Below are 18,187 nucleotides of genomic sequence, written 5' to 3' on the forward strand. Positions count from 1 at the left end.
TACTTTTGTCGAAAGCTCATTTTTTTCAATTTAAGATATATGTATCCAACAATTAGTGACGCGCTAAAAGACCTTTTTGGCATTAATATTCCTTTACCATTGCCTTCGTTCGGCTTTTTTGTAGCCATCTCATTTTTATTGGCAGCCTACTTTTTTACACTTGAGTTGAAAAGAAAAGAAAAAAATGGCTTACTAAAACCAACTTGGAAAACAGTGACTATTGGAGCTCCTGCATCCACACTAGATCTTTTCTTAAATGGTTTGTTCGGATTTGCTTTAGGATTCAAAATCCCCATATTGGTCATGGAATACAGTCAATTTGTAGACAACCCTCCCTCCTACATCCTTTCTGGAAAGGGATATTTTATTGGTGGTGTGATTGGAGCAGCGATAGGAGTATATTTAAGGAAGAAAGAAGCTGATAAACTGAAACTAGATTCTCCGAAAACGGAACAACAAAAAATGCAACCACATGAGCATGTGAGTAACATGACGTTGATAGCCGCTGTAGCAGGAATTTTAGGAGCAAAGCTATTCCACAACTTGGAAAATTTAGACGAATTGATGGCCGACCCAATTGGAGCATTGACTAGCTTTTCAGGATTAAGCATTTATGGCGGTCTGATTTTAGGTGGAGGCTCTGTATTGTATTATGCCGTAAAAAATGGCATGACTTGGATTCATGTGGCAGATGCTTGTGCTCCAGGTTTGATGGCCGCATATGGAATGGGAAGAGTTGGTTGTCAAGTTGCCGGTGATGGAGATTGGGGTGTTCCAAACAATGCTACTCAGCCAGAATGGTTGAGTTTCTTACCAGATTGGACGTGGGCTTATGGCTACCCAAATAATGTGTTGGGCATCGACTTAGGCGAACCAAACAGACCGGTTGAAATCATTGAAAATGGCATCCCTTACATCTACACTGGCAATGCTTGGCCGACTCCTTTTTATGAAACTGTAATGGCTTTTATCATTTTCGGAATCCTTTGGAGCTTAAGAAAACGAATTGAAATTCCAGGAATTATCTTTAGTATCTACCTTTCGTTAAACGGAATAGAGCGTTTTATAATTGAACAAATTCGAATCAATCCAGATTATCATATTGCAGGTTTAGGTTTTACTCAAGCTGAGATGATTGCCGTGATCCTATTCCTTTCGGGAATAGCAGGAATCGCTTATTTTACAAAAAATAAGAATAAATACATCCCTCAATTATGAATTTAGAGCACCTCTGCCAAAATGTAATTTCCATCACCACAGAAGTCGGACGCTTTATAAGAGAAGAAAATATCCGTGTTTCAGATGTAGAGTTAAAATCCAAAAATAGTTTGGTGACTTACGTCGATAAAACGGCAGAAAAAAGACTGGTAGAAGCACTTGGTCTACTAATTCCTGAGGCTGGATTTATTGCAGAAGAAGGAACTTCTACTAAGGTGGGTGAAACTTATAACTGGATTATTGATCCATTGGATGGAACTACCAATTTTATTCACGGTTTACCTGTATATAGTATCAGTATTGGTCTTCGTAAGAATGATCAAATCATTTTAGGTGTTATTTTCGAGGTAACTTCAAGTGAATGCTTTTATGCATGGGAAGGAAGCAAGGCTTATCTCAATGGAAAAGAAATTCAGGTTTCAAAAACAGAACTATTATCCAATTCGTTAGTCGCTACTGGTTTCCCTTACTATGATTATGATCGATTGGAAGATTACATTCAACTACTACAACATTTCATGAAAGAAAGTAGAGGAATCCGTCGACTGGGCTCTGCTGCAATAGATTTGGCATATGTGGCTTGTGGCCGAATGGATGGATTTTATGAATACAGCTTAAATGCCTGGGACGTAGCCGCAGGTGCATTTATCGTGCAGCAAGCTGGCGGTAAAGTGTGCGATTTTAGTGGTGGAGATGATTATTTATTTGGTAGAGAAATAATTGCATCGAACACTAATTTACATCCAATATTTTTGTCAACGATAAAGAGCTATATGGAAAGTTAATTTTTTCTTACTTTTATAAGAATCAATCACTAAACTTCCCTATTATGAAAATGTTATTTACTTTATTGTTTGCTATATCTATAAATATAGCAAACGCATGCACTTGTAGCACATTTTCGTCATTCTGCACCACAGCAAATCAATCACAAATCTATCCAGTTATCGCCGGTCAAATTATCTCTGTTGACTCCACAAGCATTTCCGTATTAGTTATTGAAAAATTAAGAGGAAACATTTCGGATACTATTATTATAGAAGACTTCCAAGTCAATTCTTGTGCAGATTCTTCTATGGCACTAGCCACAAGAATGGGAAATGTCGGCGATACTATAATCGCCCTGCTGCACCCATACAATAATGGAACATACACTAGAGGAGAAAGTTCTTGTGGAATAGGTGACTTATTAATCACCAATGGTGTTTGTACCGATTACATTGTCAATACAGTATCAACCTTCCCCAACCCTAGCGATTACACTACTTTTAGCTACTCTGCGATTATCAATAATTGGAAAACTCACAATGGAGATTGCAGGTCATTAGTGGGCTTGGAAAAAAGATCGATCGCTTCAGGAATTTCCTTTTATAACAATTTAGGAGGCATAATTAGGGTACAATCCATTTATCCCGCAGATTTAACCGTGAATGTATACAGTCTATCAGGTAAGTTAATTAAGCAACAATCTTTCTCGCAATTGACAACAGTCAACTTAAACAATGAAAGCAACGGAATCTACCTCTTTCAAATCACCAATAAAGGAGTTCCTATTTTGACGAAAAAATTATTGAAATAGTATTCTGTTCAATATCTATCAAAAAAACGCCTTTTGACTTTCGTCAAAAGGCGTTTTTAATTCAATTAATATTAGATAATTAATCGGCTAATTTTTTATATTTGAATCGAGTTGGTTCTTTACCCAATCGTTTTGCTCTGTTTTCTTCGTAGTCTGAATATCCACCTTCGAAATAATAGACATTCCCATTTCCTTCAAAAGCTAAGATGTGTGTACAAATCCGATCTAAGAACCATCTATCGTGAGAAATCACAACAGCACAACCGGCGAAGTTTTCGATCCCTTCCTCTAATGCTCTCAATGTATTTACATCGATGTCGTTGGTCGGCTCATCCAGTAACAATACGTTGGCTTCAGTTTTTAACGTCATTGCCAAATGCAATCGATTTCGTTCACCACCTGACAATACACCTACTTTTTTATTCTGATCAGAACCTGAGAAGTTAAAACGAGAAATATAAGCTCTTGAATTCAATGTTTGACCACCAATTTCAATGTGTTCTTGTCCGTTACTGATTACTTCATAGATCGATTTTGCTGGATCAAGATCTTTGTGTGATTGATCAACATAACCAAGCGCTACCGTTTGACCTACTGCAAATTCTCCTTTATCTGGAGTTTCTTCACCCATAATTAAACGGAACAAAGTAGTTTTACCAGCACCGTTTGGTCCAATAATTCCAACGATTCCTGCAGGAGGCAACCTAAAATTCAAATCATCAAATAGAATCTTTCCATCAAATGCTTTCGCGACTAATTTTGCTTCAATCACTTCGTTACCCAAACGAGGTCCGTTAGGAATTGGAATTTCCAAAGAAGATTCCTTCTTCATTCCACCCTCACTCATCATCTTATCGTAATTATTCAAACGTGCTTTAGATTTACTCTGACGTCCTTTGGGGCTCATCCTCACCCACTCTAATTCTCGCTCCAAGTTCTTTCTTCGTTTGCTTTCTGATTTTTCTTCTTGAGCCATTTTCTTAGTCTTTTGGTCCAACCAAGAAGAATAGTTACCTTCCCAAGGAATACCCTTTCCTTTGTCCAATTCAAGAATCCAACCAGCTACGTTATCTAAGAAGTATCTATCGTGGGTAACTGCAATTACAGTTCCTTTATATTGCTGTAAGTGACGCTCTAACCAGAATACTGACTCCGCATCCAAGTGGTTGGTTGGCTCATCTAATAACAATACATCTGGTTCTTGTAATAACAAACGACACAATGCCACTCGACGACGCTCACCACCAGATAATACAGTAACTGGAGTATCTCCATCAGGACACTGTAATGCATCCATAGCACGCTGCAAACGCTGATCTAATTCCCACGCATTGTACTGGTCTATTTTTTCAGATAGCTTTTCTTGCTCTTTCATCAAGGCTTCCATCTTATCCGGATTCTCTAATACTTCAGGATCTCCAAACTTTTCATTACAGGCTTCATAGGCTTTCAACACATCAATGACTTCTTGAACGCCTTCTTCTACTACTTGTTTTACTGTTTTTTCAGGATCCAAATACGGTTCTTGTGAAAGCATCCCGACTTTATATCCATCAGAAAAAACCACTTCTCCTTTAATGTCTTTGTCTTCTCCAGCAATAATTCGCATTAATGTGGATTTTCCAGATCCGTTTAATCCAATGATCCCAATCTTTGCCCCATAATAAAAGGACAAATAGATATTACTTAAAATAGTATTTCCGGATGGTAATACTTTGGAAACGTTGACCATTGAGAAAATAATCTTCTTATCGTCGCTCATAATCTTGTATTTTTGAAATAGGTTTCAATATTTTATGCAAATTTGACAAAAATACGACCACTAACAAGTAGTAAGCACAATTTTATACAGATTAATGGCCAAAAAGGAAAAAGTTTTAATAGGAAGGGTTGAAGTTGTGGATTTTCCAAAACTCCAACTTTTAGGAATAGAAGCAAAAATTGATACTGGAGCATATAGTACTGCACTGCATTGCCACAAAATATGGGTTGAAAAAATAGAAGGAATAGATGTATTGCATTTTGACATTTTAGATCCTGAGCACCCAGAGTATCCAGCAAAAATATTTACAAGCACCGATTTTGGACAGAAAAAAGTAAAAAGTTCGAATGGTAGAAAGGAAAATCGATACATCATCAAAACAAAAATAAAATTAGCTGGAAAAAGCTACCTAACTGACGTCAGTTTAACCGATCGGCAAAAAATGAAATATCCAGTATTAATCGGTAGAAAACTATTAAAAAACGGATATTTGATCGATGTTTCAAAAATAAAAATCAATTAATAATCATAAGGACTCAAAAATGAAAATTGCCATTCTCTCTCGAAATAAAAAGCTATACTCTACCCGACGATTGGTCGAAGCAGCGGAATCTCGAGGGCATGAAGTACATGTACTTGATCACACCAAGTGCTACATAGTGAATCAAAAGCAGGAACCGGCTATCTATTATGGTAGCGAAAAATTAGAAGGTTTTGATGCCATCATACCAAGAATCGGCGCATCAGTCACTTTTTACGGTGCATCCATAATACGTCAATTTGAAATGTGTAATGTGTTTACTGTGGTAAAATCTGTGGCCCTTACACGGTCAAGAGACAAACTGAGAAGTATCCAAATTATGTCGAGAGAAGGATTGGACATTCCTAAAACTGCTTTTGCACGGCATCCAGATGATATATCTAACTTGATCAAAAGTGTTGGCGGAACTCCTTTAATTATTAAAGTTCTAGAGGGAACTCAAGGACTTGGAGTGGTTTTAGCTGAAACACAAAAAGCAGCAAAATCAGTAATTGAAGCTTTTTGGGGACTGAATACTAACATCTTAGTTCAAGAATTTATTAAAGAAGCAGGCGGTGCTGATATCCGAGCGTTTGTGGTTAACGGCGAAGTAGTTGGTGCCATGAAACGACAAGGAAAGGAAGGCGAATTCAGATCGAATTTACACCGAGGTGGAAGTTCCACTAATATCAAATTGAAACGTTCTGAGAAAACTGCCGCAATTAAAGCGGCAAAAGCGATGGGATTAAGTATTGCAGGAGTAGATATGCTGCAATCTGAAAGAGGTCCATTGATTTTAGAAGTAAACTCTTCTCCGGGATTAGAAGGTATTGAAAACTCAACTAAGGTAGATATTGCTGGTAAAATAATCGAGTACATCGAAGGAAACGCAGGCAAAAAGAACAGCTTGAAAGATAAGGTTGGTGCGTAATAACTAAATTCAGATAAGATCCATGAGTAAAATGATTTCTATCAATAGGCAAGGTGTTAAAGACGGCGAAAATGCGGTTATCACTTTAAATATAGCTAGATTGGCTTCAGGCACTAAAATCGATTTGCCAATATATGTTTATAGAAGTAAAAATCCTGGGCCTATATTGTTATTGAGCGGAGGTTTACATGGAGATGAAGTCAATGGAGTTGAAATTGTTCGCAGAATGGTGGCTAATCACAGCTTTGAGCATTTGCACTGTGGTTCTATAATTGCTATTCCGATTATGAACATTTATGGATTCTTAAACTTTTCAAGAGAAGTACCTGACGGAAAAGACATTAATCGAAGTTTTCCCGGAAGCTTGACTGGTTCTTTGGCTGCAAGAGTTGCATACAACCTTACGCACAAAGTTTTAAAAGAAATTGATTTAGGAATTGATTTTCATACCGGTGGAGCAAGTAGATACAACTATCCACAATGCCGGTTTTCTCCTACTGACGAATACAGTAAAGAAATAGCAGATGTATTCAATGCTCCAATCACAATGGCTTCTAAATTAATTGACAAGAGTCTAAGAAAAGAAGCCCACAAAATGGGCAAATCCATCATCGTTTTTGAAGGTGGAGAGTCCATGCGATTCGATGAGCATGTTATTCAAAATGGAATTCGAGGAGCTAAGCGAGTGATGAAACATTTGGGTATGACCACACAAGCTCCACATGAGGATGAGAATGTATTTTGCAGCAATAGCTCGTGGATAAGAGCCAAGAGTTCAGGTATGTTTACAGCTACAATACATTCTGGTAAGGAGGTAAATAAAAACCAAATTATCGGAAAAATAACCGACCCTTTTGGGCAGTTTGAAACGAAAGTAAAAGCTACTCACGCTGGTATTATTATCGGACATAACAATATGCCATTGGTAAATCAAGGGGATGCCCTTTTCCATATTGGGATTCATTAAATTTGCAACAAAATAAGATTGAATGAAGGCTTCTCCCGTTAAAAATTTCCTATCACTTGTTAAGTTTAGTCACACCATATTTGCACTGCCATTTGCATTGATTGGATATTTTTTGGCAATCAAATTTTCCATCTATACTTTTAATTGGATCACCTTCATTCCAATGATTCTGTGCATGATTTTCGCTCGAAATTCAGCCATGGCCTTTAATAGATACATTGATAGAGACATCGACTCGGCCAATGAGCGAACCGCCAAAATCAGAGAAATTCCAAATGGAACCATTACTCCGAAATCTGCCAAATGGTTCGTCATCGGAAACTGTGTGTTCTTCATCGCTACGACCTATTTCATCAATCCCATTTGCTTTTACCTCTCCCCTGTTGCATTGGCAGTAGTTTTAGGTTATAGTTTAACCAAAAGATTTACAGCATTGTGTCATTTAATTTTAGGGATTGGATTAGCATTGGCACCAATCGGAGCATATTTAGTCGTGGTCGGTTCTTTTGCCTGGCTTCCACTCTACTTTTCTTTTGCGGTCTTGTTTTGGGTTTCTGGATTTGATATTATCTACGCCCTCCAAGACTACGAATTTGATAAAAAGATGAATTTAAAGTCCATTCCTGTATTCTTGGGGAAAGATGGCGCATTGGGATTTTCTACATTTCTGCACATTCTTACTGCAAGTTTCATCATTTATGCTGGGTATAAAGCAGATTTCGGTACCTTCTATTGGATTGGAACCGCATTGTTTTTAGCATTACTCACTTATCAACATCTAATCGTAAAAGCCAATGATCTTTCTAAAGTAAATTTGGCCTTTTTTACGACCAACGGAGTGGCATCCGTTCTATTTGCTGTCTTTACCATTCTTGAGTTAGTTTACGCCATCTAAATTTCTTTTTTAAGGTGTGTTCTTTACAAAATGGGAATTTTTCCCTACAAGATCTATTCGAACATCTTTTTTGAAAAGCTCAACAACACACTCATTGGCAAATCAATAACCCTAGCATGTCCTTCTGGCTCGTCTTTTTCTATTGGTTAAGAAACTTATAAAACTTAACAATTATGAAAAGGTACAAAATCACAGTAGCAGCATTACTAATCGGAGGTATAGGATTTTTAAGTAGTTGCGATTCTACAAAAAATAACGATTCAAAAAACTTAGAGGAATTTGAAGCATATGTAAATGAACTTTCAGCAGAAACTGAAGCCAACTGGGAAGAAGTAGAAAGAAAGTACGTCGAAAAGAAAAATAAAGTAGGTGATGAAATAGATCAGTTATCTGATGACTCCAAGAAAGAATTTGAAGAGTTGAAAGACAAGTATGAGCAACTAAAAGCTGATGCAAAAGCCAAGATGGACGACATGGAAGCCAATGAAAGAGCTGCCAAGGTAAATGAGATGTATATGATCGTTAAAAGTAACGACAGAAACATGGATTTGTCGAATGTAACAGCCGAAAATATCAAAGACGTATATGCTGACTTTGTAAATTATATCGATGTCAATCAAGATGCGATGAGCAACGAAGATTGGAAAGAAGCTGAATTAATTTGGGATGCATTGAACGAACGTAAAAACGTTGTTGAACCTACCTTAAAAGCTGAAAACAATATTGAAATTGCGAAAACTAAGACAAAATATGCAGCGTTGAAAGTAGCAAATAAACCTGGCGCAAAAGCCGATGAAAAAATAGCTACTGAAAAGGAAAGAGAAATGAAAAAGTAGCAAACAACATACAACCAATTATTACTACTGAAGGAAAAGGAATCGCAGATGATGCGGTTCCTTTTTTTGAGACTCATTATAACACTATTATGGCTTTAATCGTGTACTCCTTAAATTTAAAATTTGAATTTCTTTCTTTTGTCTATTAATCTGATAAGTCAGCATAGTTAGCTTATTAACAGGCCCTCTTCTTACATTATTGCTAACTACTCTTAATAATTTAGGATTACTGACTAATAAATCAAGAAAATCTTTCACCTCATTTTCAAAGTGTTTAACTTCTCTACTAGTCCAGTTCCTATCTATATACTTCAAGATAGATGCATAACCAACTAAGGCTCTCCTTGACCAGATAATCCGATACATTACTTTAATAAATCATCAAATCGATCTTCGACATTATTCATTACTTCCTCATGAGTATAATATCGCCCTTCCTTTAAATCCTGCTTCCCTTCTTCAATTTCATCTAGTTCTTGGGCAGACATTTTGGAATCAGATTCTATTTTTTCCTTGCGCAACGCACTAATCTTTCTAATCAGTTTTTCATCCGACAATTGAACCAACCATTGAATGAGGTCTAACTTTTCTGCTTGTAAATCCATTCTACTCTATTTTTATCAAAGTTAATTATTTTAAGGGTTGAATCTACTTTATGATTACCTCCCTGATTTATAGCTAAAAACTAAGACGCATTCCACAATTTAAAAAATCACCACACAATATTTTTAGCCTAACCTAAAAATATTTTTAATAGTGTTATATTTAGACTAACCTAAATTTATATATTTGCACTTCTAAAAAATGAAATGCAACTACAAAAAAAAATTCTACTAAGCATAATTCTTACGCACTTAATATTTCAACCTTTTTTTGCAAATAGCCAAACTGGGAATATCTCTGGAACAGTTCGACAAGCCAACAAAGAAGTCGTTCCATTTGCGAACATATATCTCGCCAACACTAAACTGGGTGCCGCCAGTGACGAAAATGGGAAATTTGAAATCTTAAATATTCCAATAGGAGAATACCAAATCATGGCACAATTCATCGGTTTTGAACGACAAACAAAATCCATTACGATTAAAGAGAATGAAACCATCACGATTGACTTTCTACTATCTCAAAGCAACTTAGATATTGACGAAGTAGTCGTTACAGGCACTATGAAAGAAATGTCTAAAAAAAATAGTCCCGTGCCAGTGGAAGTATACACTGCAAAATATTTCGAGAACAATAAAAATCCATCTGTATTTGAATCTCTGCAAAATGTCAATGGAGTTCGTCCACAATTGAATTGCAGCGTATGCAACACAGGAGACATTCACATTAATGGTTTGGAAGGGCCGTATACCATGATATTAATTGACGGAATGCCAATCGTGAGTGGATTATCCACCGTTTATGGATTAACAGGAATCCCAGCTTCACTCATCGATAGAGTCGAAATTGTGAAAGGTCCTGCTTCAACTTTATATGGTTCGGAAGCAGTTGGGGGACTAATCAATGTCATTACCAAAAAGCCAAGTGCAGCCCCCCTCTTCTCTGCTGATGTATACTCCACTACTTGGGCAGAAACCAATGCCGATTTAGGAGCTAAATTCAAATTAGGTAAAAAAGGCTCTACACTACTTGGAGTCAACTATTTCAATTACAGCAATCCATTAGACCTTAACAACGACGGATTTACGGACATTACTTTACAAGATCGAATCTCCTTGTTTAACAAGGTTTCTTTTGATAGAAAGGAAAACAGAGAATTCAATATCGGGATGCGCTATGTTTACGAAGATCGATGGGGAGGAGAAATGAATTGGCGTCCAGAATTTAGAGGTGGAGATTCCGTTTATGGAGAAAGTATTTATACCAACAGATGGGAAGTATTTGGTAATTACCAACTGCCCATTAATGATGAAAACTTCAATTTTCAATTCAGTGCCAATGGGCACCAACAAAACTCGGTATACGGAGCAGACCAGTATATCGCCGACCAACGAATCGCATTTGGCCAACTGACTTGGAACAATGAATTACTTCATTCCAATGATTTCTTGTTTGGGGCAGCTTATCGCTACACCTATTACGACGACAATACTGGTGCAACATTTAAATCGGACAGCAGTGGAAACAATCCTTCAAACATCCATTTACCAGGATTATTTATTCAAGATCAAATCACTCTGAATGAATACAACACATTACTTCTTGGACTGAGATACGATCACAACACTATTCATGGAAATATTTACTCGCCCAGAGTCAATTACAAATGGAACTCTAAAAAGGATAAAACCATCATCCGATTGAGCGCAGGAAATGGGTTTAGAGTGGCCAACGTATTTACGGAAGATCACGCTGCGTTAACCGGTGCAAGAGAAGTTGTTTTTACTGAAGCCTTAAAACCAGAACAATCCGTCAATGTAAATCTTAATGTTGTTCAGAAATTTTACACTAAAAATCAGACCTACATTAATTTGGACGGTTCAATTTTTTACACCTATTTTTCCAACCGCATTGTGCCAGATTACGAGACCAACCCCAATAAAATAATTTACGCCAACTTAGATGGTCAAGCCATTTCAAAAGGAGTTTCATTGAATGCGGACATCGTGCTTAAGAATGGAATAAAAATTATGGGAGGAGCCACTTTGATGGATGTAACCATTGAAGAAAATGGTACCAAAGAAAGACAATTGTTAACCGAAAATTTTACTGGTGTGTGGAGCATCGAATACACGATACTTCCTTTGAACCTAAGAATCAATTACACTGGAAATATATACAGCCCAATGCGATTGCCATTGTTAGGAGAATTAGATGATCGTAGTGAATATTCTCCCTGGTTTAGCATTCAGAATATTCAGTTGACCAAACCCATTCATCAACAGTGGGAAATTTATGGTGGCGTTAAGAACTTTTTAAACTTCACTCCTGCTCGAAACAGCATTGCTCGATCGTTCGATCCATTTGATAAAAAGGTACAATTCGATGCCAATGAAAATGTGGTAGCCACACCAAACAATCCCAATGCGTTAACATTTGACCCTTCTTATGTTTATGCGGCCAACCAAGGTATTCGTGGATTTATAGGAATCAAATATACGTTGAAGTAATCATGAAGCATTTTTTACTTCTTTTTCAGTTGTTGTTTCTTTCATTGGCTGCCTCTGCCCAAGTAAATTGGATCAGTTTTGAAGTAATGACAACTAAATTCGCGGAGGAGAAAAAACCAATTCTAATTTTCATTCATACCGATTGGTGCAAAATCTGTAAAATGCAAGAAGGAACGGTATTCTCCAATGATGAAACCGCTGCACTAATCAATGAACATTTTTATGCGTTGAAATTAAATGCAGAAGAAAAACAGGCGATAAGTTTTTTTGGCAGAATCTACGAAGGAGCAACGGCGAATCATTACCACGCGTTGGCAGAATACATTGGAAAAAGCAATAATGGTCTTACTTTCCCAACACTAATTATTTTGAATGACCAATTAGAATTAGTGCATAAAACCGTCGGATTTGTATCGAAGGAGAAGTTGTGGAAGTGGATGAATGATTTAATAGATTGACTTTAATTTTCATAATTAACGCTACGCTAAAAAGTGGAAATATTTAGGGATTATTATAGGGTGTTTTTCATTTTTACAAATGTTTCACTATCACTGAATCCGCCATTTTTGACAAACTTTTTAAACTGCCTTTTAGTCACTGTAAAATTGTAAGGAGCAACAGTATCTTGAACAGTTTCAGTGATTACTTTTAAACTTTCAATTTCTTCCCTTGTCGAGATACTGCTAATCATAAGTTGTCCTTTTGATAATTGCATCTTTTCAACCGACCAACCCGTCTTGTCGTAACGTGAGTTCAGAAAGTAGCAACCTTTGAACTTTCTCACAACATTATTATAATCCATTAGAAACAAGGTGTCAACATTATGAATGTGAATTAACAAACTGTCGCCATCTTGTTTGATTAATTCTCTTTCACTAGTTTCTAAGTTAAATAGGGTGTCTCCTGAAAGTCGAAAGGCACTGTCTAGTTGATTAGGGTGAATTTTGTAGTCAAAGTCATCTGTTCTTTGAATCAGTTTGTCATTGACAGATAATATTGAACTGTCCGAAAGACTAAGGTAAACCCCTCTCAGCCGACTTGGAAATTTTGAAAGATTGTCCGTGTCGACTGGTTGCGGCTCTGTAAATTTAACTGGAGGCTCGCAAGCGACTATACCTATCAAAATGATCATTACTGATATTATTCTCAACTGTTAAAATATCTGCTTTGTTATCTTTTTAATGCACTACAATGGTTTTTATTTATCGAGATTTCCAACTATTTTTTTTGCTTTGATATAACCTGATTCAATTGGTTCATTTATAATAAAACGGTAGCAATCTTCTGGCGTGGTAGCGAATTCTCGTGAATCGTATAAGAGCTCATTGATTTTTTCCCTCCACTCGCTATATGCTCCTTTCCGTTTATTAATGTATAGGTCTTGAGAATAGCTATCAATTAATGATGTCTGCATTTCATTTGCTCTTGATTGAACTGTTTTAAACATGATTGTTGTAATACCATATCCTGGCATTGAGTCTTGAAAATGATTTAATTGTTTTCGTGCAAATCTGGCTGATAATTCATAAATATCGAAAATCACCTCTTGTTTTTTAATACCGGCTGTGTCGTTATTTAAAATATAAGATGTATGTTTTTCAAAAACAGGAGCAAAATACGCCTTCTCAATTAGCCTTCCACGTTTTCCTTTTTTCTTGGGAATGTCCAATACTGCAAATAAACCAACAAAAGCACTTGTACATAAATCATGATTTTCACAATATTTGAGACATTTTGGATTGTCAGTCCCGTCTCCCTGAAAGTCACTTTTTTTTAACTGTCTTTCAGGTTGCCAAAAAATATGAGTGCTTGATTCTGTCAGGTATTTTTCTTGACCTATCGAATTAATGATAAATCCGATTAATAATAGTACAATAAGAAGTGCTCTTTTAGTTAACATTTTTATTTTTATAAATGTGTTATAATGGTTTATTATATGGAAATTAGGGCAGTAGAAATCGATAAGGTTTCTGGTTTGCACTGTGCTAAAGCGTTGTATTTTGTTTTTATCTTTTTGCTGCCAAAGCCAAATCAAAAATATTTGGCGGCCTTTGCATAAAACTCTATACTTCCTGCTAAACACCAAAACCGGTATTAATAATTGCATTTGTTGCAAATAGCTTTTTTGTATTTCTCTTAAATTTAGATTTTAGATTAAAATTTACCATACTTATACACTAATAAAACTAGTGTTCCATAAAACAAAATTAAATTTAGTGTAACAAAGAGAAAACGTTTGAATTTGGTCAATTCAAAAGCTTTGGAGTTCCAAATTATAACCAATATGTGAAATAGTATATAAAAGAATTGTTCCGTTCTATTATTATTTACTGTTAGACTCAAAATAACTGATATCGGAAAAAAAATAATTACCCACAAGCTTACATTATAAATATTCAAAATTAAATGCTCAAATATATTTTTTTTGAATTGTATATAGAGTATAGAACTAGAAAGAGTTAACAAGAAAATATTCGCTAATAAAATTACAAATTGTGAAGAAATATTACTTGTTACTACAAGTCCCAAGAAATCATTTGCGATAGAATAGTGTAATAGTAGAAATAAAGATGCAATTGTAAAGAATTTCCCAGGACTAAAATAATATTTCCTAAATCCATTCCAATAGTTAGTAGTTATTGTCTTGGGTTGGCTTACTGCAATTTTAATGTTTCTGAAAAAAGATTTTTCAAGAGAAAAAATACTATCAAACAAATCCACAAATATTGTTTGAAAGGTAACTCTACTATCTTTGAAATATTGACCACAATTTGAACAATAATTCTCTTTAATTTCGTTTGTGCAAACAGAACATTTCATTTATTATTTTTCGTTTTTGATTTTCGTTCTGATGTTGTTTACGCCCGTATAAGATTAGTTAGGCGGTAGGTAAAGATAATGTTTTCAATTTACTGAATAGAAAAAACTGCAAAGCTGTTTTGTAATTTATTAAACAGTACAAAATCTGCGTGCAGATTTTGCGGAATTTCAAGAAACTATCGATCTTCCGTAACCTACTACCGCCCAATGTATTTTATATTTTGTTGTATATCGTTTTTTATCCAAATTTCCACGGTCCCATTAGTATAAATAGAAGCAAAACAAACATAAAAAGTAAATAGGGAGTCAATGTGAGTAAACCAATTATAAACCATACAAATTGCCTCGATTTTAAATTAAAAATGCAAGATGTTAGAATTAGGAAAAATGTTAGAATAAATCCGGTATAAAAAAAGTTTGTATCGTCTATTAACAAAGGGTTAATCTGCTTTGAGAATAAATAATATAGACCTACAACGCAAACTGAAAAAATCAGTAAACATTTCCCAATGAAATCTTTGTGATTAGAGAATATGTCAATTACAATGGTTCTTGTAGTTTTAAATGAGTTAAGTGAAATTAGAATAGAAAGTATAATAGGAATAACTAAAATATCTTTAATTAGTTGAAACCAAAATCTATTGTAAGCCAATTGATTACTTCGATTCTTTAACTTTTTTAATTTTGACCTTAATTCATTTCTTCTATTTTCCCATCCATCGTTAGTCCCCCGAATTCTTTCTAAGCTAATTCCAATATTAACTTGTTGATTTTTTAAAAAGGAAAGATTTTTTTCCAAAGACAAAAGTTGTAATGAGCTTATCAAAAAGGGCAAAGCGATTAAAAAAAATAAAACCAAGTTTATTTTTAAAGTAAGGAAAGAAAACGAGAATTTAAAATACCTCATTTTGTGGTACAGATTTTTTCAATGATTTACAACGGTCTCGGCTATGAGTAGTTGCGTGGTTTAGCACTTAACATTGCAAATACACACCAAACTGAAAATCCGCGAGGATTTTCAGAAGTAGGCGAGAACAAGCAATTACTTATAGCCATTGTTGTGCGTTCGTGCTTTTTGTTTTTAAGCCCATCTTCTAATAGCTGCAACAATACTTTCTGTATTCCACTTAACATCTTCTTTTGACCTTGATGTTACAACTGTTGAAATTCGTTCAGCTCCTCTTGGCGCTACACCAATTATTGGTACATTATTTTTGATAGCTGTATCTAATTCCCAAGCCATCCATTCACTATGTGATGCATAAATTCCTGCAATACCTAAAACCACATCTGAATTTCTTATTTTTTCTCTTAATCGTGTTTTGATATATTCAGCATTAACTGAATTAATAGGAACGTCAGGTGATGCTTCTTCAAATTGTACATTGAAATATCCACGATTTTCAAGTAATGTTTGTAAACTTTTAAGGTCTGACACATAAGACCATGAATGACTAATAAAGACTTTGTAAACTCTTGCCATATTTTTTATTTTAATAATTCTTTTAAGTAATTTAAAGACTTTTCATAGGTCTCTTGTTGCCAATCTACTGGGTTTAATTCTTTGAATTTCTTTTCATACAACTGATGATTTTCCTCGTCTTCAATTCCCATGTAGCAGTTAGATAAAGTTGCGTAAATCCACATTAAATCACTTCTTATCTCAAAATCTTCATCTTCAGCTAATTTTTGGATAATTTCAATGATTTCTTTTCTTGTTTCTTTAGCAGAATAATTTAAGTAGATTTTTTCGTCTGAATTTGTCGTTATGCTTGCTTTAAGGTTCAGACATAAAGCATAATTTTCTCCTGTATAATAATCTTGATTAATTGTAAATCCTCTTTTGTAATATTCGATTGCTCTGTCAAGATATTCAATTTCTGTATTATTATTTTCCCAAAGTCTTTTGTAAATAGCACCTGTAATTCCAAGTGTTTCTGGGTCAATTGTATTCCTGTCGTCAGGCTCTAATTGTTTTATAATGCCCAAAGCGTCAATTAATGCAATATTTGGACTGATTGTCTTGTCTTTGTACGTACAAAGAGCAAGTTGCTGAACGAAGTAAGTGTCATTCTCAACTTTATCCACTAATTTTTTCCAAAACTTTTTGGCTTCTTTGAAATTACTATTGTTCATTTCGTATTTAGCCTTTTCAGTCAGAGCAAATATGCTTTTTTCTTTATCAGCTAATTCTTTAATTACCTGTATATATTCATCTTCCGGTAATGAATAAGGTTTTACGCCTCTAATATGATGAAACAAAGGACTGTCGGTTTCTTGACTTTTATCTATTTCAAGTATCAAGTTTGTAAGATGTTTGACACATCTTTCTGCTTCTTTACTACCAATATCTTCACCCATATGAGAGTAAGTAAAGGTCTTGTTATGATTAATATCGAACGGAATATTTCCATCCTTTTCTTTCATGACAATTGTCGAATAAGGTCTTGCTGCATGTCTAATACCTAATTCATAAATTGCATTAGGATTAAATGTTGTTATGTCAGCAATAACAAGGTCAGAGTGTATCAGTAATGCATACATGCTTTTATCAATTATTCCTGATTCCAACACTTCGTCACCTCTAATACAAGTGTAACCTGCATTTTCAACAGATGGTTTTATAATTGTATTGTAGGTTACGTCTAAATCAAACGTTTTCCCCAAAGTCGGGTCGGTTTTTTTTCCGTATCCCATTATTACAAAGCAAATTTTTTCCATTTAGTTATTTTTTCGCATGACGCACAACGGTTTGCATATGGCTTGTGGCGGTTTCGAAGCACTTTCCTGTCCACCGAAACCTAAGCTGGCTACGGAGCGAAAACCTTGCTGGTAGCCGTTCCCCCGCCATAAGCTATATGCGTTGTTGTGTGGCGTTTTTATCTTTTTATTTTATTCATTTCAAGGGTGTCAGTTGGATTTCTGAAACCTATTAAGTTGTCCATTTCGTCAATAGTCATTTTTAATGAGTCAGTTTTTAAAATCCAATTGTCGTTTTCCTTCTTGCAAGTTCCGTCTAAAAATCCCCAAGACGAGCCTGGATTTAAGCTATACGTCATACTAAACTCGTTTGTCTCTTTCCATCTAATCAGTGAAAAAGTCGTATCAGCTTTTTGAAATCTCCACTGCTCCAAACGATTGTTTTGGTGTCTGTCAATTCCTTCTCCAAATAGATAAAACATTATAATTGAAGCAATAAGAGAGTTGATAAGAAATATTCTCGAAAACTCTTTCTTTTTAGCAAAGAATAGAACTCCTGCAATTATCAAATTCAGTACGAAAACAAACGGAACTAAAAGAATAATTCCGATGGACACACTTGGGTCAGGGTCCATTTGGTAAACCCATAACCAAATCAGTCCAAAGTCAATGACTGCTAGTCCTAGTATTTTGTATAATGTCTTCATTCAAATGCCACACAACGTTTAGTATATGCGTAGTTGCTGACGATAGGAAGCAATTATCGCATATACAGTGTTACAAGCTGGCTTTCTATTATTTGAAGTAAAAGTCAAGTCCATCTACCGGGTTTGTTTTAAAATATTG

At 35.2% G+C, this 18,187-nt stretch carries 18 protein-coding genes; 10 read left to right on the plus strand and 8 right to left on the minus strand.

The window, feature by feature from the left end; translation table 11 throughout:
• Nucleotides 1-39 precede the first annotated feature (39 nt).
• Genes ACTB0X_RS17795 through ACTB0X_RS17805 form a run of 3 tightly spaced genes read left to right on the plus strand, consistent with a single transcriptional unit; the run spans nucleotide 40 to nucleotide 2,797 of the window.
• A complete protein-coding gene (locus ACTB0X_RS17795) occupies nucleotides 40-1,218 on the plus strand; it encodes a prolipoprotein diacylglyceryl transferase (RefSeq protein ID WP_463026409.1) in 1,179 nt (392 codons plus the stop codon).
• Entirely contained in the window at nucleotides 1,215-2,003 is a 789-nt protein-coding gene (locus tag ACTB0X_RS17800; RefSeq protein ID WP_463026410.1) for an inositol monophosphatase family protein, read from the plus strand. Before ACTB0X_RS17795 ends, ACTB0X_RS17800 begins: the two co-directional genes overlap by 4 nt.
• A gap of 44 nt (nucleotides 2,004-2,047) precedes the next feature.
• The gene (locus tag ACTB0X_RS17805; protein WP_463026411.1) at nucleotides 2,048-2,797 is read left to right on the plus strand and encodes a T9SS type A sorting domain-containing protein; all 750 of its coding nucleotides are present in this window, start codon (nucleotides 2,048-2,050) and stop codon (nucleotides 2,795-2,797) included.
• Between the two features lie 79 nt (nucleotides 2,798-2,876).
• On the opposite strand, the gene ettA is transcribed toward ACTB0X_RS17805, so the two are convergent.
• Nucleotides 2,877-4,559, minus strand: a complete 1,683-nt coding sequence (ettA, locus tag ACTB0X_RS17810) for an energy-dependent translational throttle protein EttA (RefSeq protein WP_463026412.1) — start codon at nucleotides 4,557-4,559, stop codon at nucleotides 2,877-2,879.
• 94 nt (nucleotides 4,560-4,653) lie between these two features.
• Here ettA and ACTB0X_RS17815 point away from each other — a divergent pair, with 94 nt between their 5' ends.
• From ACTB0X_RS17815 to ACTB0X_RS17835, 5 genes are all read left to right on the plus strand, one after another.
• On the plus strand, nucleotides 4,654-5,082 hold the full coding sequence (locus ACTB0X_RS17815; RefSeq protein ID WP_463026413.1) for an ATP-dependent zinc protease family protein: 429 nt from the start codon (nucleotides 4,654-4,656) through the stop codon (nucleotides 5,080-5,082).
• Between the two features lie 19 nt (nucleotides 5,083-5,101).
• Complete coding sequence (rimK, locus tag ACTB0X_RS17820) at nucleotides 5,102-6,010, plus strand: 30S ribosomal protein S6--L-glutamate ligase (RefSeq protein ID WP_463026414.1); 909 nt, start codon at nucleotides 5,102-5,104, stop codon at nucleotides 6,008-6,010.
• A gap of 22 nt (nucleotides 6,011-6,032) precedes the next feature.
• Nucleotides 6,033-6,977, plus strand: coding sequence for a succinylglutamate desuccinylase/aspartoacylase family protein (locus tag ACTB0X_RS17825; protein ID WP_463026415.1), 945 nt, complete (start codon nucleotides 6,033-6,035; stop codon nucleotides 6,975-6,977).
• Between the two features lie 22 nt (nucleotides 6,978-6,999).
• Nucleotides 7,000-7,872 (plus strand): UbiA-like polyprenyltransferase, encoded by an 873-nt coding sequence (locus ACTB0X_RS17830; protein WP_463026416.1) that lies wholly within the window; start codon nucleotides 7,000-7,002, stop codon nucleotides 7,870-7,872.
• Nucleotides 7,873-8,045: 173 nt separating this feature from the next.
• Nucleotides 8,046-8,708 (plus strand): hypothetical protein, encoded by a 663-nt coding sequence (locus tag ACTB0X_RS17835; protein ID WP_463026417.1) that lies wholly within the window; start codon nucleotides 8,046-8,048, stop codon nucleotides 8,706-8,708.
• Between the two features lie 87 nt (nucleotides 8,709-8,795).
• On the opposite strand, the gene ACTB0X_RS17840 is transcribed toward ACTB0X_RS17835, so the two are convergent.
• Complete coding sequence (locus ACTB0X_RS17840; RefSeq protein ID WP_463026418.1) at nucleotides 8,796-9,074, minus strand: type II toxin-antitoxin system RelE/ParE family toxin; 279 nt, start codon at nucleotides 9,072-9,074, stop codon at nucleotides 8,796-8,798.
• The gene (locus tag ACTB0X_RS17845) at nucleotides 9,074-9,313 is read right to left on the minus strand and encodes a hypothetical protein (protein ID WP_463026419.1); all 240 of its coding nucleotides are present in this window, start codon (nucleotides 9,311-9,313) and stop codon (nucleotides 9,074-9,076) included. Before ACTB0X_RS17845 ends, ACTB0X_RS17840 begins: the two co-directional genes overlap by 1 nt.
• Before the next feature lie 204 nt (nucleotides 9,314-9,517).
• Between ACTB0X_RS17845 and ACTB0X_RS17850 the strand changes: the two genes are divergently transcribed.
• Nucleotides 9,518-11,821 carry a TonB-dependent receptor gene (locus ACTB0X_RS17850; RefSeq protein ID WP_463026420.1) on the plus strand — a complete coding sequence of 768 codons (2,304 nt, stop codon included), beginning with the start codon at nucleotides 9,518-9,520 and terminating at the stop codon, nucleotides 11,819-11,821.
• 2 nt (nucleotides 11,822-11,823) lie between these two features.
• Nucleotides 11,824-12,279 carry a thioredoxin family protein gene (locus ACTB0X_RS17855; protein ID WP_463026421.1) on the plus strand — a complete coding sequence of 152 codons (456 nt, stop codon included), beginning with the start codon at nucleotides 11,824-11,826 and terminating at the stop codon, nucleotides 12,277-12,279.
• Between the two features lie 53 nt (nucleotides 12,280-12,332).
• On the opposite strand, the gene ACTB0X_RS17860 is transcribed toward ACTB0X_RS17855, so the two are convergent.
• The 5 genes from ACTB0X_RS17860 to ACTB0X_RS17880 all read right to left on the minus strand — a co-directional run bounded on the left by ACTB0X_RS17860 (nucleotide 12,333) and on the right by ACTB0X_RS17880 (nucleotide 18,048).
• The gene (locus ACTB0X_RS17860; protein ID WP_463026422.1) at nucleotides 12,333-12,971 is read right to left on the minus strand and encodes a hypothetical protein; all 639 of its coding nucleotides are present in this window, start codon (nucleotides 12,969-12,971) and stop codon (nucleotides 12,333-12,335) included.
• Between the two features lie 48 nt (nucleotides 12,972-13,019).
• Complete coding sequence (locus ACTB0X_RS17865; protein ID WP_463026423.1) at nucleotides 13,020-13,928, minus strand: hypothetical protein; 909 nt, start codon at nucleotides 13,926-13,928, stop codon at nucleotides 13,020-13,022.
• 1,794 nt (nucleotides 13,929-15,722) lie between these two features.
• Nucleotides 15,723-16,124, minus strand: coding sequence for a TIR domain-containing protein (locus ACTB0X_RS17870; protein WP_447113051.1), 402 nt, complete (start codon nucleotides 16,122-16,124; stop codon nucleotides 15,723-15,725).
• A 5-nt stretch (nucleotides 16,125-16,129) separates the two neighbouring features.
• Nucleotides 16,130-17,362 carry a TRAFs-binding domain-containing protein gene (locus tag ACTB0X_RS17875; protein WP_463026424.1) on the minus strand — a complete coding sequence of 411 codons (1,233 nt, stop codon included), beginning with the start codon at nucleotides 17,360-17,362 and terminating at the stop codon, nucleotides 16,130-16,132.
• A gap of 158 nt (nucleotides 17,363-17,520) precedes the next feature.
• A complete protein-coding gene (locus ACTB0X_RS17880; protein WP_463026425.1) occupies nucleotides 17,521-18,048 on the minus strand; it encodes a hypothetical protein in 528 nt (175 codons plus the stop codon).
• Nucleotides 18,049-18,187 lie beyond the last annotated feature (139 nt).

The organism is Acidiluteibacter sp. (genome assembly GCF_055129545.1).